Raw genomic sequence first — 19,625 nt, 5'->3', positions numbered from 1 at the left:
AGGCCCCATCAGCTACGCGGCACCGGGGCGCCGAACTACGAACTGCAACGTATCCCGCCCCCCCACGCCCGCCCGGCGGCCCACGTGTCGGCCACCCCCCACCCCACCCCACAGATCCACAACCGCCCGTCCATCCCGATACACGCAGACGACCGCGCCGATGTCCCCACGCTGCTCGAAGTTCGCCGCGAAGGCCTCTCGCACGGCTTCGAACCCGACCGCGACTTCACCGTTGATCGTCCTCATGCCGCTCTCCTGCTCCAGAAGTGCAGGGCCTTGCCGATCAGTTCCTTGGCGGGATCCCCATAACCAGCGGCAGCGCTGAGGGCGTTGAACGCCTTGTCGTGAAGGGCGAGTTCGTCCGGGTCGGTGATGTCCACCCCCGTGGAGACGAGCTCGTAGTGCGCCCGGTCATCGCCGTGCATGTTGAAGCCGGGCAAGGGGACCACGCTCACCTCGGCGGTGGTGGGAAGCACTCCGAGAGTGAGAGAGGGCAAGTCGATGTCGCGCAGGAGGCGTTCCATCTGCTGGCGCATGACATGGGGCCCGCCGACGTTCGTGTACAGGGCCTGTTCGCCGAGGATCACGTCGTAGTGATGCTCACCGTCGTACAGCACCTGCTGACGTTCCATCCGCTTGGCCACGCCCGCGGGAACGTCATCAGGAACACCGAGAAACTCGACGACCCGACGAAGGATCACTGTCGCGTACGCCTCGGTCTGGAGCGTGCCCCAGATCATGGTGGGGACGTATGCCTTGCCGTGCGGGGTCCGGCGATACCAGTCGATGACTTCACTCTGGATGTCTTCGGTACCGGTGGACAGTCGCTGTTGCCATGGAATCAGACTGGTCACGCTCTCCCCCTCCAAGCCGGCTTCTTCTCGGCCGTCACTGCCCGCGGGCCGTACAGGGCAATCCGGCCCGTCATCAGTACGTCGTGATTGGCGAAAAGTGCGTCGAGCTCAAGACGACGACGGATGTACGCCGTCCATCTCGCATCGGGCAGGTTGCCGTACGTGCCGATCATGCGCGCCCGACTGGCCTGGGTGAGGATCCAGCGGGCTTGGTCCCCCTCAGTGGTACGCCCACCCACGTCACGGGCCAGCCGCCACAGTTCCTCCCCGTCGCTGCCTTCATCCACGATGGCGACAAGGCCGATGTCGCCCAGGCTGCGCTGATCGCTGGACTGGGTGGTGTAGGCGACGGAGAGGTCTTCGAGAGGGAAGACGGTCACGCGGCTGGCCGCGGTCAGAGTGGTGAGGGACACGGACGGATCCTTCTGGGATGACGAGATGGGCGGACCTTGGGGCCGGTGCCGGACAGGTCCGCCCTCTCGCGGAAGGGCGGGTCGCAGGGCTGGCTCAGCAGCAAGGGCCGTCGCCACAACAGGCAGGCGGGTTGCAGTCGGCAGCCGTGCCCCACAGCCGCTCGTCGACCTCGAAGCCGGCAGCCCGGATCCTGGTGACGACGTCCGCCATCAGCCCGCGCGTGCGGACCTTGGAGTTGGGCTGGTGATGCAGGAAGTAGCCGAACTGCCGCTGACACCAGTCGGCGTACCACCCGGTGTGCAGGATGAGCGTGTGCCAGCCGGGGTCGACCAGCTGGGAGGGAGCCATGGTGGCGCCTGCGCCGGTGGAGCCCATGACGAAGACGAGGGCGAGGGCTTGGTCGATGACGCGGTCGGCGCCGCTGCGTTCCAGGCCGTATTCGTCGGCGCAGAAGGCGGCGAGCATGTCGAAGTCGCCATTGGTGACGAGGGATCGGCCGGTGCGCGGTTTGGCGGCGACTGGGGTAGTCATCGCTCGCCCTCCTTCACGCTCGCGTTGCCGCTGGGAGGGACTGGCACGGACGGCCTGTCGGTGGTGCTGAGCACAGATTCACCTCACAGTGAGAGGACTTTCGGGTAGCTCTCTCCCGGAGTGCCGAATGCCGGCCGTGGGTGGCCGGGAGAGGGACTCTCCATCCCGCTGCATGGACCTGCGGGCCGACAGCGCGGGTTTCATCAGGGCGTACGCCGTGGCTGCCTGTAGAGAGAGACGGCAGTAGCAGGCGGAGAGCGGATGGCCAGGCGGTCGCAGCAGCGAGAGACCCGCAAGGTCGTCATCGCTTGTCGTGACTGGTCAGGTTTTCGTAGTGATCGCACAGGGCGTTCAGGACACGGGCGATGCGGCGTGCGTAGGCGACGTCAGAGCTGAGCCTGGCACGTGGGCTGATGCGCAGAATCCCCCGCGCCTCGCCGATGCAGGCAAGGGCGCAGTAGCGCAGCACCTCGTGCTTGGGGAGTCTCCGGGCGGCCTCCTCGACGTCGAGGGCGAGGAGCTCCACGTGCCCGCGGACCTTGAGGATGAACGTGTCCAATTCGGGAGGGCTCTGGGGGAGGACGTCCGGCGCGGAATCCAGGTCGAGTAACTGACGGGCGCTATCCCGCATCACTTCAAGATCAGGCGGCAACTGATCCTGGCCCTCGCTGCTTGGGGGACGTGCTGCAGTTTGTCTCATGTTGGCGCTCCTTGACGTCGGCCATGCCTCGGGAGGTCGCACGGCCTCACCGGGCCCTTGTGCAAGCGCGACGCTATGAGCGTGAGATGCAGCGCGGCCAGCGATGTGCACCAATGTGCGCACAACTCACTGAAGAGCTGATTGGCTACTTCATGCTCTTGACCACAAGTGGATTTGGCCTGAGTTTGTTGCACATCGGCGCACCGAACGGAAGGCAGCCATGGACCTGCAGTTCATCGGGATCGACCCGGATACAGGCAAGAACGGGTCACCAACCGCGTGGGTGGACCTGGAGAACGCGGACATCGTGATCCAGAGCTACACGGCCGACAAAGAGACACAGACCCAGTGCGTGGAGAACACGGCACCAGGGCACACCAAGGACATCCCCGCCCACGAAACGGTGATCCGCATCCCCGCCCGCCTGGTGCCTGTACTCAGGGAGGCCTGCGATGTCGCAGAACGTACCCAGCTTTGACGAGCTCATGGAGGCCGCGCAGTGCTCGGCCGTGCACCTCGAAATGCGTGACCAGTACGCAGTCGGCGACGAGGCGGACGACTTCAACACCTGGCTCCGCAACGGGCAGCGCGACGCCGACCCGAACTCCGAGTACTGGGCGCCCTGGGTTGACATGATCTCCCGCGCGGTTGCCCGTGGCGTCGCCGTACGGCGTGCTCGCATCGTGTCCGAACCCGTCACCGACTACATCCGATACGAGCACGCCGGAACAGCCGTCAACGTGCACGCAGGCGAACGGGTGCGGTGGCTGCCCCGTCATCGGGCAGCCGACCTAATGCTGCCGGGCGCCGACCTGTGGATCTTCGATGGCACTCAGGTCCTCTTCAACCACTTCACAGGGGACGGCAACTGGGGCGATCCGCCCATGGAACTACGAACGGAGCCCAGCATCGTCAAGCAGTGCTCGGATGCGTTCGAGGCAGTATGGGAACGCGCTGTCCCGCATGACAGCTACGAGATCCACTGACAGAAAGCACTATTGGCCAGCTCATGCCCATCTCCCCGTCTTCTTCAGCCCAGACCGCGCGCGAGAAGGTGGCGCGGCAGCTACGTGATCTGAGGAAAGACGCCGGCCTGACGGTCACTGAGCTGGCCTCTCAATGCGGCTGGCATCATGCCAAGACTTCCCGCATCGAGAACGCAAGGACACCGCCATCGCCCACGGATATCCGCCTATGGTGCCGAGCCACTGGCACCCCTGACCAGGCCCCCGACCTGATCGCAGCGTCCCAGCATGCGGAATCCCTCTACAGGGAGTGGCGCCAGCGTGTTCGTACAGGCCTGCGGAAGCTGCAGGACAGCTACGTGGAGCTGTACAAGTCGACGAGCCTGCTACGGGTGTACTCCCCGGTCCTGGTCCCCGGGCTGCTGCAGACCGAGGGATATGCACAGGCCTTGCTCAGCACCAACGCCCGCTTCCTCGGTGTCCCCGATGATGCAGCCGATGCCGCCGCAGCACGCCTGCAGCGCTCACAGGTCATCCACGAACCAGGGCACCGATTCGTGATGGTCGTCGAGGAGGCAGTGCTCTACTACCAACTCGGCGACTCGGAGGCGATGGCCGCACAGCTGGGCTACCTGCTCACCGCGGGAGCACTGCCAGCCGTGTCGTTCGGCATCATCCCGATGGCGACGCGTGAGCGTGCACTGTGGCCACAGGAGACGTTCGACGTGCACGACGACACGCTCGTGTCCGTAGAGCTGATCTCCGCCGAGGTGAACATCACCCAGCCGACCGAGATCGCCTTGTACATCAAGGCCTTTGAGCGACTTCGCAGTATGGCTGTGTACGGGGCGGAGGCACGGGCCCTCATCCTCCAGGCTATCGAGGCCCTGCGGTGACGCAGCCAGCGCGACCAGTGGAGAAATCCCCAATTGTCACGACCGCGTCCGGGCCGGGCCGCTTACACAGACCCGCGGGAGCCTTACTGTGCCCTGCGCGGGGCATGAGTGGCGCGGTCCGTGGCACGCGGTTCCGTATGAACCACAGAGCACTCCGTACGGACCACAGCACCCAGTGCACCGAACCGGTTACAGCCGTCTTCACCTGGAAGGTCCGCCCCGGTAAGGAAGCCGAGTTCGAGCGGTGGACGCATGGCATCACCCGTAGCGCGTCGCGGTTCCCCGGCAACCAGGGGGTCGCCTGGCTGCGCCCCGAGGACGGGCATCGCTTCCACGCGGTGGTGCACTTCTCCGACCCGGAGCGGCTGTCGCAGTGGCTGACGTCCCGGGAGCGGGCGGACTGGCACGCACGGATCGAGGACATCGCCACCGAGGTCAGCGGCGAGCGGCAGTCGACCACCGGGATGGAGACCTGGTTCAGCCTGCCCGGTACGACGGTGCAGTCCCCGCCCCGCTGGAAGATGGTGCTGACCACGTTCCTCGCGGCGTATCCGCTCGTTCTGCTGGTCCAGTGGCTGCTCGTGCCCCACACGACCGGCTGGCCGCTACCGCTGCGCGCGGTCGTCTTCCCGGCGGTACTGCTGCCCACGCTGACCTATGTGCTGATGCCGCGCCTCAGCCGACTGCTGCGACTGTGGCTCTATCCCACGCCCTCACGTTAAGTGGTCATCCCGTAACTACTGGTCACGGTCTGCGCGTGCTGATCCTCGATCCGGACAGCGACGCGCCAGCCCAACGCACGGCTGAGATCGGGGAGTCCACTGAGTCTCTAGCCGCCACGTTGATGCCGGAGTGAGTGAGGTGTTCGGCGTCGGGGTTGCCGCGGCTCTGAGCGATGCGGCTCAGACGAAGGTGGAGAGGCTGTGGTGGTGGATGTCGAGTCATCCGCCAACGAGTGACACTAGTTGTCGTCCCGCGTGACGGTCCCGCGACGTCGAGTACGAGGCTCTTGGGAGACACGGCGAAGAACTACTCGGCGAGAACGCCATCGTCCGGGGTCACCGCGACGATGGCCACAGTGGGAGGTTGCGGTGCCGGCGTGTACACGTACGCCACTGCAACCCCTGGCACTTCGGCCCGGGGTTCGATCTTCGTCTTGCGGACTTCGGTGGCGTCCTGACGGGCCCCCGAGCAGGACCCTGAGCCTGGGGACCTGGTCCAGTTCCTGTCGAAGTGTCTCCAGCGCCTGCCCGGCTCCGAGAGCCTTCGCCCGATCGGCCGCACGCGCGGTCACGGCCGCGATCACGCCTCTCACCGGCTCTCGCCCTCATGCTTCAGCCGCGCCGCGAGGTCAATGCCCTCCTGCACGGCGATGTCAAAGTCGGGGTCCTGGTAGAGCCGGACCCTGCCCCGGTAGTCGACGATCACCGCGGCGACAGCGTTGAGGTCCGTCTCCGACGACGCCTCCAACGCACGCTGAAGATCTGCTTCCAAGAACTCCCGGTCGCCCGGAAAGCCGTGTCCAGACCGAAGAGCGGCTCGAATTTCGCCGATGTTCTTCAACGGCAGCGCCGCGGGCACAGTGTCGCTCACGAACGTCTGCCCCAGCGTTGCTGGCTCAAGGCATCTATGAATACTCGCCAAGCTCGCCCTTGGACCGCCACCATCAGCCCATCGGCATGTTTCGAATCGCGTACGACTATGCCGTCGTCGGCACGCGCGCACTCCACGCACTCGGTTCCGCTCCCACCGCTGTAGGACGACTTGAACCATTGGTGCATCGAGGGTGCCGTCATCAGAGCTCCTGATGTATGCGGTGGATGGTGTCTGCCGAAGACTCAAGATCGAGTGCCTGTGCGCTGAGGTATTCGAACGCCAACCTATAACGCTCCAGTTCTCGCGGCTTCTCCATGAAGAGTCCACCGCCGAGCAAGTCCACGTACACCACATCTAGTTCGGGCGTAGGGCCGCGCAGAACCGCGAAGCTGCCAACGGCGGCTGCATGGGCGCCTGTTGAGAACGGCAGCACCTGGACGGTGATGTGGGGCAGTTGAGCGATGGTGTGTAGATGCCGGAGCTGGTCCTGCATGACGTCGCGGCCGCCTACCTGGCGGCGGAGCGCCGCTTCATCGATCACACACCAGATGTGAGGTGGTTCGTCGCGATCGAGGAGCTCTTGCCGCTTCATGCGGATGTCCACCATGTGTTGGACTTCGCGCTCCGGGCACTGCACCTCGGAGGCTCGGTGCACCGCCTCGGCGTAAGCGCGGGTCTGAAGCAGCCCAGGTACATACATGCTCGCGTAGTGGTCTTCGCGTACGACCTCGTCCTCAAGGGTGAGCATGAGGTTCATGGACTCAGGGATGGGGTCGGCGAGTGATCGCCACCAGCCTTGGATCTTGGCGCCCTTCGCGAGTTCTACCAGGGCGAGACGCTCTTCATCGGAAGCGCTGTACTCCCGGCAGAGGGCATCGACAGCCGGCCACTTGACCGTACCTTCCTTCGTCTCATAGCGACTGAGTGTCGCCTTCGAGATACCAACTCGTGCACCTGCTTCCTCAAGGGTCAAGCCTTTGCGTTCCCGGAGACGGCGCAGGTCGGCGCCTAGCTGGCGCCTACGAGTAGTGGGTCCGACTGCCATGTTTCTAGGCCCTCCATGTCGATCTGTCAGATCGTGGTGCTTTCGCCAGATAGCTGCAAGGTGGTGTGCGCTGGGGGCGTGCATGAGGCGGCTGTGCACCTGTTACTCAGGCGTGAGAGTTCCATTTTGAGACTCTCACTGCAACCCTGGGTGTGTGATCAACTGCGCAGGGCGACTTGCCCTGGCATGAGAGGAGTTGGGCGATGGGCTGCATCGCAGGTCTGTCGAGGAAGCCGTGGACCCTTCGCTTCGCAGCAGAGCCTGCGGGAGTGGCGGGTCTCCGCCGCAGCATGCGGAGGCACTTGGAGCTGTGGGGTCTCCATGAGGTCGTCGCCGACGCACAGCTCTGCGTCAGCGAACTCGTGGCGAACGTCATCACCCACGTTGGAGTCGGCACTCCGGCGACTCTCGCAGTGTCCATGAGGGGGACCCGCCTGCGTATCGAGGTCCATGACCCCGATACGCGGGCTCTACCCAGTCTGGTTAACGCAGAGGACGACGCCGAAGCAGGGCGCGGCATGGCCCTCGTTGATGCCGTGGCTGACAGATGGGGCGTTCAACTCCACGCAGAGAAGAAGGCCACTTGGTGTGAGCTGGTGACGGGGCTGCCCTCAACTGATGAGCACTTGGGAGGTGGGAGAGTGAATCGAGCCGAGGCTCTGATGAGCCTGTACAGGCAAGACTGGGCTCAGCTACCACGTCAAGCACGAGCCGGCGCGCTAGGCGTGGCACTCGCAGAGGAGGTGGCGATCGACATCATCACCGACTTGCTCCACTGGCTGAGTGCGCATGGCTGCGACGCCGATACTGCACTCGACCTCGCGCAGACTCACTTTGAGGCGGAGATCTCCGAGGCTGAAGGTAGCTCGAAGTAAGGATCAGGCCACTCTACAGAACCATCAGCATCGGCTTGTGTCACGTGCTGCAACAGGAGCGCTGTGGGGTTTTGTATATCTATCTCAGCATCCTCAATCGTCAGGCGAGTTGAGATAGGTATCGAGGGATAGTCGATTCCTAGCAGCCTGGTTATGTGCTCGAACTCCTTATTTGTGTTTCCCTCGCCCAGGTTTCCACAGAGGTAATCTCGGAGACGTGAGCAGATGTCGAGCATGGCGTTTCCGCTGTCTGTCAGTTGATACAAGCCGCCTTGCAGGCTTTCGCTCTCCAGAAACCCGATGATGAAGAGTCGCTCGCTCTCGAACCGGATGGCGTCTAGCGGGACGTTCAACTCCTTAGCTGTATGTCTATGGTTCCTGTACCCGTACTTTTTGACGTGCGAAAGGATGGAGATCGGGAGGCCTGGGCGCTTTGAGGACGAGAAGCGGAGTACATCCTGAGGAGTGAGTCCTCCGAGAACGACGTGCAGAAGGAGATCCTTAGTTAGCTCGTCCCGAAGCGTGTTGTAGACCGCTTCCTTTTCCTTCTTGTTCTTCGCGTCGAAGTCTGCGGGAACCCAGAAGACGCGCAGGCGAGAAAGCCGATCCCGGTACGGACCATCCAGATAGGATTGGGTCACTTCTGCGAATCGAGATCGGAGCCGGCTTTCGTGGCGCGCGATGTATACGGCGGCATGGACGTCGTGCTCGTTGAGCAGCGTCCGGAGGTCCTTGTCGATGCCGTCCCCGCCATGTTTCCACAGGGTCTGCCCGACAACTGCCTTCGACCAGCCCCTCTTTAGATCGCAGGAGAAGTCAAAGAGTTTGCGCTGACCTTCTGTGTAGCCGAAGAGCCTTGATCGCGAAGCGCTCTCCATGATGCGAAGAGCTGCATCTGAGAGGAAGTCGTGCTCTTGCGATGATGCCATGGTGACTCCAAGAGGGTATGAGAAGCGCTACTTGGCCACTTTTCTCGTGTATCCGACGCCGTCCTGATATACGAGGTCAATACCCTCTGTGTGAAGGAGGTCTATCAAGTCATCTTGCGGCCTCTCGGGCAGGAGCACCGACAACTTTGGATTACGCGGCCTGACATGCCGTACGTAGTCCTTGAGTTGCCCTATCGCCGTGCGTATTTCATCGCGCGTGCTCTCGCCTCGCACCGAATACAATTCGTGCTCGGTGGTGTCGTATAGGTCGGTAGTCAGGATCGTTGTCGTTCCTGCGATCTTGATTTGGTACGCAGAGACTCTGTGTCCTTTTCCTCCGAGCTCCTTGAGGTACTGAGCCCGCAGGTTGGACTGACGGAGGTCGGCTATGAGGCTCGGTTGAGCGGCACGCCTGCTCTCTGAGGTTCGTTTCCTCTTTGGTTCAACTACCTTGGGCTCTTCGGGCGCGATTGCGACTACGCTCACTGAGATTTGCTGCGCATCGGTGGTCTCCGCGCGGGTGATAGCGTCCTTGTCGAGGCGCTCGAACTTGCCTTTGGGGCGCATTCGGAAGACAATGATGCGGCGTCGCTCATTCTTCTCGTCGTTTGCCTCGCGAACAGTGTAGGGCTGTTCTGAGTCTAATTCGAATTCGCCGACGTAACGTTGCTGCTTGGCGGCAGACTTGCTATTAGGGACCTTGCCCGCTGCCATGAAGACGCGAAGCGTCCTTCCCATCTGAGCGTGGCGCAGGACTGCCGCATTGCGGGAACCGTTCTGCCCGAGAAACGTTTGATCACCTTGGGTGCCTTGGCCTGTGTACTCGAACACAGGCCCCTGGTCGTCCTCTTCGACTAGCCAACCGTCTTCGTAGCCGAACTTCTTGCCGCTGTCGTGATCGACGTAGATCAGGATGTTTGGAGTGGTATCCGAAGGGATGATCCCCCCTTGCGTCCCTCCGCCGAATAACTCCTTCATCTCGGCGCGTGTGGTCAGCTGACCGGGCTTGATCGAAGCTATGTCCATACTCTGACGTTAGTCGATCACTCTGACAGTGAAGGTGACCGGTCAGCCCGCTGTGATGGCCGAGTACGACCACACGTCCGCAGGCAGTTCATGATGCAGTCGCCAGGTGATGGCCATCGGCCTGCTGCCCTCGTGCCCGACGTAGGTCGCTGGGCCGAGCAGCATCCAGGGTTGGGCCTTGCCGATGTCGGTGTCCTTGTAGCGCCGCATGAACAGCAACACGTGGCTCCCGCGTTGGACGTGCTGCTGGTAGCGCAGGCCTGTGGGCGAGGTGTCTGCGGTTGTGCTCTGTGACTCCCAGTGGAAGAGGGCAGGGCTCAATGCGTAGTCCTTGTACCGGACGGTCGGGGAGAAGTCCTTCTCGTTCTTCTCGAGGGTGATCAGCAGCGCATCCGTCTGGTTCGGCTCGTCCCACAGGACGCCCTGCGCAAAGGATCCGGGCATCTGGCCGCCGAAGCGAGCCACGCCAAGTGCGGCCAGGATCTCCGAGCGGTTGTATGCGCTGTGGATTTTCAAGGGGATGTGTGCGTGCGGGCCCTCCAAGGGGATGGGGAAGTGGTCGGCTTGGCCCATCGCATGGTGGAGTACCTGCCGCAGTTCGCCGCGGAAGGCTCGCTGCTCACGGAGTGATTCAAGCCCCTGTGTGTAGGAGCTGAACCCACCGGCCTTGTCCCAAAGGTTAAAGAAGAGCATGCGCGCATACGCTTTGCCCCTTGGGCTCAGCGACTCGTACGTCGGTGCGTCATCGCTGACCAGGCGGGTGTACGCCTCGGCACGTTCAAGGTCGTCGACGTGCAGAAATGCGTGCACGCGCTTCAACAGGTCTTCCTCGCCTGACCGTTCAGGTAGGTCGGCTAGGCCGGCTCGACGCAGGACCGACGTCCACGAGTTGCTTGACTTGTACAACTCCCTGATCTCGCGGCGACTCTCCCTGAGATAGTCGGCGAGGAGCGGCGTATCGAAGGCTCTGACTTCCTTGGCGAGGGTCTGGACGGTCGCCTTGATCTGGGTGCGGATGTTGTCCAGCACGAGTTCCTTGGACTTGCCTTCAAGGATGATCTGACAGCCGGACGGAAGCAGAGGGAAGTCGTGCTCAGCGTGCTCAAGAAGCCGGTTACGCGACAGGTTGGTCATCGCGCGGAACTGCTCCTCGAAGCGGAACTCGGCACGATGCTGTCCAATGAAGTCGAGCACAGTGAGCACGGGCTTGTCCGGTGTGCGGCGCAGACCTCGACCGAGCTGCTGAAGGAAGACGGTGGCGCTGCTCGTGGGGCGCAGGAGGAGCAGCGTATCGACGTCCGGGATGTCCAAGCCCTCATTGAAGAGGTCTACGGAGAAGATGACTTGGATGCCGCCGGCCTTGAGCTGAGAAAGAACCTGGTCACGGACTTCGGACCTCGACACGCTGTCCAGGGCCTCAGCCTTGAAGCCCGCCTCTCGGAAGCACTTCGCCATGAAGTGAGCGTGCTTCCTACTGACACAGAAGCCGAGCGCCCGCATGCTCATCGGGTCGGACACTTTGTCCCGCACTTGCTTGATGACGATGCGGGCCCGGGCGTGGTCGGCGGAGAATAGATCGCCGAGTTGGCTCTGGTCGTATGTCCCGGAACGCCAGTTGAGGCGAGTGAGGTCGGTGCCGTCGGGCACACCGAAGTAGTGGAATGGGCAGAGTAGGTCGTTGTCGAGGGCCTCCCACAGCCGCATCTCGGCGGCGATCCGTCCTTCGAAGAATTCGTCCTGGACGTTCAGGCCGTCGGCACGTTCGGGAGTGGCAGTCAGGCCGAGTAGTTGCTTCGGCTTGAAGTGGTTGAGAACGCGGCGATATGTCGTAGCCGTGGCGTGATGGAACTCGTCGATGACGATGATGTCGAAGTGTTCCGGGTCGAACTGGTCGAGTCGTTGGTCGGTGAGTGACTGGACGCTCGCGAAGACCTGTCGCCAGTCGCGGGGTAGCTCGCTGGTGAAGAGCGCTTCGCCGAAGGATGCGTCATCGAGTACCTCGCGGTACTTGCGCAGCGACTGCTTCAGGATCTCTTTTCGATGCGCCACGAAAAGCAGCCGCGGGTACTGCTTGCCGCCCCACTGCTTGTGCAGGTTGCGGTAGTCAAGGGCGGCCATGACCGTCTTGCCCGTACCGGTGGCGGCAACCAGCAGGTTGTGCTGGTGACCGTGGACCTCACGCGCGACGCGGAGCCGCTCCAGCATGTCGGCCTGGTGGGGGTGCGGCCGAACTTCGAGGCCGGAGAGGCTGATCTTGGAGTCTTGGCTGGATGGTGGTCCGCCCGCCATAAGCAGGGCCTCGTCCAGCTTGCGAGCGTCGCGATCTGGGTCGTAGGACTCAAAAGCGATGTCGTTCCAGTACGCGTCGAAGGTGGCCTCGAACTTGTTGAGCACTGCCGGGGTGGCCACTGAGGAAAGACGCACGTTCCACTCGAGCCCGTCGAGGAGCGCGGCCTTAGAGAGGTTGGAGCTGCCGACGTACGCCGTGTCGAAGCCGCTCCTGCGGCGAAAGAGCCAGGCCTTTGCGTGGAGGCGTGTTGAGCGTATCTCGTAGTTGACCTTCACCTGAGCGCCGAAGTCGCGGACGAGCCGGTCGAGTGCGTGGCGGTCGGTAGCGCCGATGTACGTGGTTGTGATGACTCGGATAGGGACGCCGCGTTCCGCTGCGGCACGGAGAGAGTCTTCGAGTACGCGCAGTCCGTACCACTTCACGAAGGCGCAGAGGAGATCAATGCGATCAGCTGTTGCTAGCTCAGCGCGCAACTCGCTCCCGAGGCTCGGATCCTCGGGAGAGTTGGTGATGAGCGCGCTCTCCGATAGGGGCGTGAGCGGGCGTACTGCGTAGACGCCCGGGGCCTCCTTCTCGGCCAGGGCAAGGAGTTGGCGAGGCCCATCGGCGATGCGCTCGACAACATCTGGGTTTCCGAAGTCCGCAGGGTCGGATGCAAGTGACTCGATGATCTGGTTGGCTACCGCGACGCGCTTGTCATGCGGCAGCTGACTGAGGCGTCGGCTTACGGCCTGACTGATGTGTCGGGCGAGTACATGGGGTGACGATTCTTCGCTGACCTCGTCATCGATGGCTTTCCAGCCCGCTGCCTTCAACTGCTCCATCTGCTCCTGCATGCGTTGGGTGACGAGTTCCTCGTATACACCCGCGACAGGCTGTGACAGATCCTTCGGCTGAGCCACGCTGATTCCCCAATCCCCACGCACAGCAAGGGCACTGTTGTAGCAGGTGCCACTGTCAGTCCCAGGGATGACTTGGGTTTCTCTATAGGTGCCGTGGGGCCGCCCGCTTCATTGGCAGTGTCGTGCTTCCGCGGGCCGCGTCAAGGGCGCTTCACTCCGCTGCGCTGCGTTCCGCGTCGGCTGCGCCGATGGCCCTGCGGGCCACCCTTGACCCGGCCCGCTCCAGCACGGGGGAGAAGCGAGCGGGCGGCCCGGAGAGGCGGGTGGCCCAGGTTGGTGGGCCGTGGGGTCGGCTGGGTGGTTGGGCGGGGTTGAGGGCGCATCGGCGGCTCGGGGCACGCCGGGTCAGCTGAGCGGCGTGCGGTCGGTGGGGCGTGGAGTGGCCCGAGAGTGGCTAGTCGAGGGGGCGGTCGTCAGGCCGGTGCCTGCGCCCCGTGGCACTCCCCATAGACCCGCCCCGACCCGCACCAGCAAACCGCCCCCCGCTGTGGCGGCCAAGCCACCGCCCGCCCCCGGGCCGCCAGCGTTGTCGCGTACTGGGGTAGCAGGGTCGTGTCGTCCGGGGACGAGAGTTCTGAGGCGGCGAAGGCCTCGTAGGACGGGACTGTGCCTGTCACGATGCCCAGGTTCGGGGTGCCGGAGGTCGACAGTTCTCTCAGGGAGGCCTCTATTGTCGCCAGGTGTTCCTCGTGGGAGGGGTACTCCACGGCGAGGGACGGATACGCCGATACCAGTTCCGCCAGCTCGTCCGCCGTCCAGTGGAGGACCGCCACCGGGAACGGGCGGGACAGGGCCTCCCTGTACGCGCCCAGTTCCGCGCGCAGGCGTGAGATCTCCGCCTCCAGTTCCGCCGGGTTTTCCGAGCCCAGGGACCACACGCGCTTCGGGTCGTGGAGTTCGTCCAGGGAGATCGGCATCGAGTGGAGGGTGTCCGCGAAGGTGTCCCACTCGTCGTGGGGGGCGCCCAGCATCCTGCGGACCCTGTGGCGGCCGAAGAGGAGCGGGTGGGTGGAGTACGGGGGCTCCGGTACGTCTGTCAGGAGGAGGCGTACTCCCTCCGTGAACGTCTCCTGCGCCTGCTCCAGCTCGTCGTGGGACTCCAGCGCCTCCGCGATGATCACCCAGGGGGCCGGGTCCCGGGGGGAGGCTGCCCTGACGCCGTCGATGATCGCTCGGGCCTCTGCCTCGTGGCCGTACTCCCAGAGGTTCGAAGCCTTCAGGGCCCGTACCAGGTGGGGGTGGTCCAGGGGCGCCGACGACGCCAGCAGGCGGTCGTAGAGCGCGGTCGCGGCGGGGCGGTCGCCGGACAGTTCCAGGTGGGCCGCGGCCCGCAGCAGCAGGGCCTCGGTGTCCTCGGGGTAGAGGCCGGCGGTTCGCTCCAGGCGTGCCGCTTCGGCGGTGTGGTCGACGTTTTCGGCAGGCGTGTCGGGGCGCATGGGGGACACCGTACTGCCCACGGATGGCGGAGCGGAGAAGAGAGGGGGGAAGAGGGTGGGAAGGGGGTGGGAAGGGGGATGATCGCGGGCACCCCGAGGGCGGGCGGTGCCCGGGCGGTCGGCGCCCGCGTTCATCTGGTTCCGTCACGTGCCGTACGGCGCTCCGGAAGCCCTACGTCAGATCACCACTCCGTCGATCTGCAACGTCTGCACCGCCTTCGCCGCGAACGGCACCGCCACCGACTTTCCGCTCAGCGTCGTGTTCGAGTACGCCCGGTACTGGTCGCCGCCCGTCGTCACGGTGTTCCAGCGCGGGACCACGCCGCCCGAGCCGCCCGTGACCGTCGTGAAGCGGGAAAGGTCGAAGGTGAGGGTCTGGGGCGATGTCGATGTGTTCACCGCGACGATCACCAGGCGGCGGGCCGAGGCGTCGTAGGCCGCTGCGGCGTAGCTCACGCCCGTGTCGAGGATTCTCATCCCCGGGCGGATGTGGCGGCTGAACTGTGCCATTACGTAGTACTTCGTCTGGACTGTGGTGGGCTGGAGCGTGTTCGCGTCGTACGCGATCATCGCCCAGCCCGTCGTCGGGTCCATCACCTGCCAGTAGCACCAAGCCGTCGGGTGCAGCCAGCGGAAGTCGTAGCAGAGGTTGGAGGCCAGGGTGAGGCCGGTGCCGTCGCCGTCGCCGGTCTCCGAGTTCCACAGCTTCTTGCCGGACGTCGTCACCACGTCCGTGTAGAGGAGGTCCCTGCGGCCGCCCGAGCCCTGGTAGCCGTGCACGTTGACCTGTGACACCAGGGCCTTCGTCGCCGCACCGAAGGATCCCCAGGTCGAGCGGGCCGTGTCGTAGTTCGTCTCGTCCGACGCCGCGATGCGTACGGACGTCAGGCCTCGCTTGTCCAACTCGCTGCGCATGTACGGGAGTACGGCCGCCTGGACCGCCGGATCCAGGTGGCAGCCCTCCTGGGTCCCGGTGGCGGTCCACCAGTTCGACGCCGGCTCGTTGAAGGGGTCGACCGTCGCGAAGTTCACGCCCCAGTTGTTCCTGGCGTACAACGCCGTCGCCGCCAAGTGCGATGCGTGCTGGCGGTAGTTCCAGGTCTGGAGGTTGTTGCCGCCGTCCGCCGCGCCGGACGGGTTGTGGTTGGAACACATCCACCACATGGGGGAGTTGGCGAAGAGCTCGGTGGTGGCGCCGCGTGCCGTCGCTTTCAGCAGCATCGCGCGCTGGGTCGCGTCCGCCGTCCAGCGCCAGGCCGAGGAGGTGGGGTCCTCGTTGTTCCAGTCCTGCCAGAAGCCCTCGATCTGCTTGAAGGCGGGGATGTTCGGCGACTCGGCCATCGTCTCGCCGTTCACGGTGTTCCAGCTGCACGCGCCGAGGTTGTAGCGGGCGATGTTCAGGCCGAGGCCCGGCAGCGTCGTGCCGTTGTAGGTCACCGAGTTGGTGGTGAAGAAGAGGTCGGCGAAGTCGTTCCGGTTGCCGAAGACGTTCGCCCACCAGGCCAGCGAGGTGCCCCAGCCCTCCCAGGTGCCGTACGACGTGCCGGGGTTGACGGCGATGGTGGCGTCCGCGTGTGCGGTGCCCGTCGCCACGGCGCTGCCGAGGAGGGCGCCGCCTGTCGCCGCCAGCAGAGTTCTGCGTCGGATCATGACTTCTCCGCTTCGTTCAACGGCCGGTCGTCGTCGAACCGGCGTCGTGGCCTGTCCCGTTGATGCCGACAGGAAGCATCGGGTGTGGCGTGTGGGGTTGTCGAGGGTTCTGACGGCCCTTTCTCAAACCGGTGGAGGAAGGGGGGGAGGGGGTGTTCGGGCGGTCGGACACGCACGGGTCTGGAGACCTCGCGCCCCGGCCCCTATCGTGCGGGCGGCCACGGTGAAGGAGGCCCACGGATGGTGCGGGTTCGCGTCGTGCAGCACAGCGGGCTTCGGCGGCGTGCCCTGCGGCGGCGGGTGCTGTGGGGCGGCGGGGAGGCGCTCGTCACCGTCGGGGTGGTGCTTCTGCTGCTGGTCGTCCATCAGATGTGGTGGACCAACCGGGAGGCGAGGGAGGGGGCCGAGCGGGAGGTCCTGGCGCTGGAGCGGGCCTGGGACGACGGAAGCGGCGACTCCCGTACGGCCGTACCGGCGCCGACGGCCGAGCCGGTGCCCTCGCCCGGGGCCCCCGGCGGCTCGACCGAGCGGTCCGCCGGCACCCGGCGCCGGACGGCCGCCGCGCCCGTGCCGGACTGGTCCCAGGCCTACGCCATCCTCACCATCCCCCGCCTCCACCTGCGCGTCCCGGTTGCCGAGGGCGTCAGCAAGGGCGACGTCCTCAACAAGGGCTACGTCGGCCACTACCCCGGCACCCAACAGCCGGGCCAGGCGGGCAACTTCGCTCTCGCCGGGCACCGCAACACCCACGGCGAGCCCTTCCGGTACATCAACCGGCTGGTGCCCGAGGACACCGTTCGGGTCGAGACGCGGAGCGCGACCTACACGTACGCGGTCGACCGGATCCTGTCGCGGACCGCCGCCCACGACGGCAGCGTCATCCGGCCGATCCCGCGCTCCACCGTCAAGCCGGGCCACGGGTACACGGAACCCGGCTACTACCTCACCCTCACCACCTGCACACCCGAGTACACGTCGAAGTACCGGCTGGTGGTGTGGGGCAAGCTCGTCTCGATGCGTCCGCGCTGAGGCGAGCCTCAGGCCGCCCGTTCCCGCAGCGCGACCACGCTCACCGCCGCCAGCAGCGCCAGCCCGGCCGAGACCGTCATCGCGAGGTCCGCGCCCCGTGCGAGACCGTCCCCGAAGGACGTGGCGAGGGCGATGGTCAGGGCCACCCCGGCGCAGGAGCCGATGTAACGGAGGGTCTGCTGGGCGCCGGAGCCCATCGCGGCTCGCTGGGCCGGTACCGACTCCACCGCGAGCAGGGGCAGCGCGGCGTTGAGCAGGCCGCTGCCGATGCCGGCCAGCAGCAGGCCGGGCAGCAGCCGGGGCCAGGAGCCCGCGTCGAGCGCGCCCAGCATCGCCAGGGCGCCGCCCGCGTGGAGGACGAAGCCGAGGGCGAGCTGGATGCGCGGCGACACCCGGCCCGACAGTCTGCGGGCCTGGAGGGCCACCGCGAAGGACAGGCCGGACCACAGCAGGAACAGCCACGCGGTTTCCATCGCGGACAGGCCGAGCGTCCGCTGGAGCAGTGCGGGCAGGAAGCTGAACAGGCCGATCACCGCGAGGCCCGTGAACAGGCCGCCCGCGGAGGACGCGAGGAAGCGGCGGTGGCGGAGCAGGGACAGGTCGATCATCGGTGTCGGCGTGCGGCGCTCCACCGCGGCGAAGAGCCCCAGCAGGGCCACGGCGGCCAGGAGCAGCAGGCCCACGGGCGCTCTCAGCCAGCCGTCCCGGCCCAGGGTCAGCGCCGCCACCAGGGAGACCAGGGCCAGTCCGAAGGTCAGCGCGCCGGCCAGGTCGGGGCGGCCACCGCGTGGGGCGCGGGACTCCGACAGCGCGCGCGTGGAGAGGGTCGCCACGATCAGCGCGGCGGCGCCGAGGACGGCGTAGGAGATCCGCCAGCTCGGTATCGCGCCGGCGAGGACCGGGCCCAGTGCGATGCCGCCGCTGACGAAGGCACCCCATACGCCGGTCGCGTGCAGCCGGCCGCGTGGGTCGGGAAAGGCGTGGACGATCAGGCCGAGGCTGCTGGCGAGGATCGCCGCGCTCGCCGCGCCCTGGGCGATGCGGGCGAGCGTGAAGAGCCAGGTGGTGGTCGTCAGCGCGCCCAGCGCCGTGGTGAGGCCCAGGGCGAAGGTGCCGGCGACGAAGATCCGGCGGCGGCCGTAGTCGTCGGCGAGGCTGCCGGCCACCAGGAGGAGGGCGGCGAGGCCGAGCGGGGTGCCGTTGAGGAGCCAGGCCTGGGTGGAGAGCGGGGTGTGCAGGGCGGCGGCGGTCTGGGGGAGCGTGGCGATCGGTGCCGTGTACGTCATCAGCGCCACGACGGTGGCGGCGCTGGTCAGGGCGAGGGTGGCGCGCCGGTTCGGGGGGTGCTCCGCGACGGGCGGGGCGGGCTGGGGAGCGGTCGGCGCGGCGGCGGCCTCGGCGAGAGTTCGGTCATTGAACCTTGACATGCGCCCCACCGTAGCATCCAAGGTTCATTCACTGAACCATGAAGGTGAAAAACGGTTACAGTGGACGGCATGGCACTGGGCAAGGACTACGCGACACAGCAGTGCTCGATCGCCCGGGCGCTCGAGATCGTCGGCGAGCGGTGGACGCTGCTCGTCATCCGCGACGCCCTCTACGGCGTCCGGCGCTACAACGACTTCCTCGTCCACCTCGGCATCCCGCGCGCCGTCCTGGCCTCCCGCCTCCAGACGCTCACCGCGCAGGGGATCCTCGAAAAGCGCCGGTACCAGCAGTCGCCGCCGAGGGACGAGTACGTCCTCACCGAGCGCGGCATCGCCCTGTGGCCCACCCTGCGCTCGCTCGGCCTGTGGGGGCGCGAGCACTTCGACGAGGTCCGGCTGCGCTACTTCCGGCACGCGCAGTGCGGCACGGAACTCGGGCCGTACGGCGAATGCCCGGCCTGCGCAACCGTCGTACCGGTCGAGGACGTCCTTATGGAGCCGGGACCCGGACTCGATCCGGACCCGGCGGATCCGGTCAGCCGGGCGCTGCTTGAGCCCCGGCGGCTGTTGCGGCCCATCGAGGCCGAGTCGACGTGACGGATCCTGTATAACGAACGTCAGGACAAACGGCGTACGCCACACACGCGCGAGGGGAGGGGCCGGTGATGATCCGCAGCTGGGTCAATCCGCGTCCCGCCGCCGCGCTGGTGCTGCTCTTCCTGGAGATCGCGCTGCTCGACACCGGCAGCCTCTCCGCGACCGTCGCGCTCGCGGCCACCGCCGCCGCGAGCTCCGCGTTCGCCGTCTGCTCCCTGCTCGCCTCGCGCGCCGCGCCCACCGTGGCGCCCACCCGGGTGCGTACGGCCATCCGTGACCGGGCCCGCCGTACGGCCTTTCTGCCCCAACGCGACCCCGACGCCTCGGGCCGGCCACGGCCCAGGGCGCCCGGACACGCCCTCCCGGCGACCGTCGCGTAGGGCACGCACCGACCTCTGATCCCAGAAGTGTGACCCGACGCGGGTCGTCATGCCGCCATGCCGAATTCCGGCATCCCCGATCA

At 65.9% G+C, this 19,625-nt stretch carries 21 protein-coding genes; 8 read left to right on the top strand and 13 right to left on the bottom strand.

Going from position 1 to position 19,625, the window contains the following annotated elements:
* Nucleotides 1–242 precede the first annotated feature (242 nt).
* The 4 genes from ACZ7NC_RS08740 to ACZ7NC_RS08725 all read right to left on the bottom strand — a co-directional run bounded on the left by ACZ7NC_RS08740 (nt 243) and on the right by ACZ7NC_RS08725 (nt 2,430).
* Entirely contained in the window at nt 243–854 is a 612-nt protein-coding gene (locus tag ACZ7NC_RS08740) for a DUF5753 domain-containing protein (RefSeq protein WP_471486165.1), read from the bottom strand.
* Nucleotides 851–1,267 (bottom strand): hypothetical protein, encoded by a 417-nt coding sequence (locus ACZ7NC_RS08735; protein WP_471486163.1) that lies wholly within the window; start codon nt 1,265–1,267, stop codon nt 851–853. The genes ACZ7NC_RS08740 and ACZ7NC_RS08735 overlap by 4 nt, the downstream gene beginning before the upstream one ends.
* A 94-nt stretch (nt 1,268–1,361) precedes the next feature.
* Nucleotides 1,362–1,799: a glycine-rich domain-containing protein gene (locus tag ACZ7NC_RS08730; RefSeq protein WP_471486162.1), complete on the bottom strand. Its 438-nt coding sequence runs from the start codon at nt 1,797–1,799 to the stop codon at nt 1,362–1,364.
* Nucleotides 1,800–2,100: 301 nt separating this feature from the next.
* Nucleotides 2,101–2,430, bottom strand: coding sequence for a DUF6415 family natural product biosynthesis protein (locus tag ACZ7NC_RS08725; protein ID WP_471486161.1), 330 nt, complete (start codon nt 2,428–2,430; stop codon nt 2,101–2,103).
* A 289-nt stretch (nt 2,431–2,719) separates the two neighbouring features.
* Between ACZ7NC_RS08725 and ACZ7NC_RS08720 the strand changes: the two genes are divergently transcribed.
* The 4 genes from ACZ7NC_RS08720 to ACZ7NC_RS08705 all read left to right on the top strand — a co-directional run bounded on the left by ACZ7NC_RS08720 (nt 2,720) and on the right by ACZ7NC_RS08705 (nt 5,082).
* On the top strand, nt 2,720–2,977 hold the full coding sequence (locus ACZ7NC_RS08720) for a hypothetical protein (protein ID WP_471486159.1): 258 nt from the start codon (nt 2,720–2,722) through the stop codon (nt 2,975–2,977).
* Nucleotides 2,952–3,485, top strand: a complete 534-nt coding sequence (locus ACZ7NC_RS08715) for a DUF6879 family protein (protein WP_471486158.1) — start codon at nt 2,952–2,954, stop codon at nt 3,483–3,485. The genes ACZ7NC_RS08720 and ACZ7NC_RS08715 overlap by 26 nt, the downstream gene beginning before the upstream one ends.
* A gap of 23 nt (nt 3,486–3,508) precedes the next feature.
* A complete protein-coding gene (locus tag ACZ7NC_RS08710; RefSeq protein ID WP_471486157.1) occupies nt 3,509–4,360 on the top strand; it encodes a helix-turn-helix domain-containing protein in 852 nt (283 codons plus the stop codon).
* 137 nt (nt 4,361–4,497) lie between these two features.
* On the top strand, nt 4,498–5,082 hold the full coding sequence (locus ACZ7NC_RS08705; RefSeq protein ID WP_471486156.1) for an antibiotic biosynthesis monooxygenase: 585 nt from the start codon (nt 4,498–4,500) through the stop codon (nt 5,080–5,082).
* A gap of 589 nt (nt 5,083–5,671) precedes the next feature.
* On the opposite strand, the gene ACZ7NC_RS08700 is transcribed toward ACZ7NC_RS08705, so the two are convergent.
* The 3 genes from ACZ7NC_RS08700 to ACZ7NC_RS08690 are packed head-to-tail and all read right to left on the bottom strand — an operon-like array spanning nt 5,672 to nt 7,001.
* Nucleotides 5,672–5,953, bottom strand: a complete 282-nt coding sequence (locus ACZ7NC_RS08700) for a hypothetical protein (RefSeq protein ID WP_471486155.1) — start codon at nt 5,951–5,953, stop codon at nt 5,672–5,674.
* Entirely contained in the window at nt 5,950–6,141 is a 192-nt protein-coding gene (locus tag ACZ7NC_RS08695; RefSeq protein ID WP_471486285.1) for a DUF397 domain-containing protein, read from the bottom strand. The genes ACZ7NC_RS08700 and ACZ7NC_RS08695 overlap by 4 nt, the downstream gene beginning before the upstream one ends.
* Nucleotides 6,142–6,155: 14 nt before the next feature.
* On the bottom strand, nt 6,156–7,001 hold the full coding sequence (locus ACZ7NC_RS08690; protein ID WP_471486154.1) for a helix-turn-helix domain-containing protein: 846 nt from the start codon (nt 6,999–7,001) through the stop codon (nt 6,156–6,158).
* A 203-nt stretch (nt 7,002–7,204) separates the two neighbouring features.
* On the opposite strand from ACZ7NC_RS08690, the gene ACZ7NC_RS08685 reads away from it, so the two are divergent.
* Nucleotides 7,205–7,876: an ATP-binding protein gene (locus tag ACZ7NC_RS08685; protein WP_471486153.1), complete on the top strand. Its 672-nt coding sequence runs from the start codon at nt 7,205–7,207 to the stop codon at nt 7,874–7,876.
* Here ACZ7NC_RS08685 and ACZ7NC_RS08680 read toward each other — a convergent pair.
* From ACZ7NC_RS08680 to ACZ7NC_RS08660, 5 genes are all read right to left on the bottom strand, one after another.
* On the bottom strand, nt 7,831–8,805 hold the full coding sequence (locus ACZ7NC_RS08680; RefSeq protein ID WP_471486151.1) for a hypothetical protein: 975 nt from the start codon (nt 8,803–8,805) through the stop codon (nt 7,831–7,833). The two genes, ACZ7NC_RS08685 and ACZ7NC_RS08680, sit on opposite strands and share 46 nt — an antisense overlap.
* A gap of 27 nt (nt 8,806–8,832) precedes the next feature.
* Nucleotides 8,833–9,831, bottom strand: a complete 999-nt coding sequence (locus tag ACZ7NC_RS08675; protein ID WP_471486149.1) for an SRA domain-containing endonuclease — start codon at nt 9,829–9,831, stop codon at nt 8,833–8,835.
* Between the two features lie 42 nt (nt 9,832–9,873).
* A complete protein-coding gene (locus ACZ7NC_RS08670) occupies nt 9,874–12,957 on the bottom strand; it encodes a DEAD/DEAH box helicase (RefSeq protein WP_471486283.1) in 3,084 nt (1,027 codons plus the stop codon).
* A 479-nt stretch (nt 12,958–13,436) separates the two neighbouring features.
* Complete coding sequence (locus tag ACZ7NC_RS08665; protein ID WP_471486148.1) at nt 13,437–14,459, bottom strand: SEC-C domain-containing protein; 1,023 nt, start codon at nt 14,457–14,459, stop codon at nt 13,437–13,439.
* 177 nt (nt 14,460–14,636) lie between these two features.
* Nucleotides 14,637–16,109, bottom strand: coding sequence for a glycoside hydrolase (locus ACZ7NC_RS08660; RefSeq protein WP_471486146.1), 1,473 nt, complete (start codon nt 16,107–16,109; stop codon nt 14,637–14,639).
* A 240-nt stretch (nt 16,110–16,349) separates the two neighbouring features.
* On the opposite strand from ACZ7NC_RS08660, the gene ACZ7NC_RS08655 reads away from it, so the two are divergent.
* Complete coding sequence (locus tag ACZ7NC_RS08655; protein ID WP_471486144.1) at nt 16,350–17,138, top strand: class E sortase; 789 nt, start codon at nt 16,350–16,352, stop codon at nt 17,136–17,138.
* Nucleotides 17,139–17,146: 8 nt separating this feature from the next.
* Here the strand turns inward: ACZ7NC_RS08655 and ACZ7NC_RS08650 are convergent, their stop codons facing one another.
* A complete protein-coding gene (locus tag ACZ7NC_RS08650; RefSeq protein WP_471486142.1) occupies nt 17,147–18,565 on the bottom strand; it encodes an MFS transporter in 1,419 nt (472 codons plus the stop codon).
* A 69-nt stretch (nt 18,566–18,634) separates the two neighbouring features.
* Between ACZ7NC_RS08650 and ACZ7NC_RS08645 the strand changes: the two genes are divergently transcribed.
* Together ACZ7NC_RS08645 and ACZ7NC_RS08640 are read left to right on the top strand one after the other, a co-directional pair.
* Nucleotides 18,635–19,162: a winged helix-turn-helix transcriptional regulator gene (locus ACZ7NC_RS08645; protein ID WP_471486141.1), complete on the top strand. Its 528-nt coding sequence runs from the start codon at nt 18,635–18,637 to the stop codon at nt 19,160–19,162.
* Nucleotides 19,163–19,230: 68 nt separating this feature from the next.
* Entirely contained in the window at nt 19,231–19,542 is a 312-nt protein-coding gene (locus ACZ7NC_RS08640; protein ID WP_471486140.1) for a DUF6412 domain-containing protein, read from the top strand.
* Nucleotides 19,543–19,625 lie beyond the last annotated feature (83 nt).

This window comes from Streptomyces sp. NPDC111802, from assembly GCF_055634335.1.
This window is presented reverse-complemented; position numbering and strand designations above follow the sequence as displayed.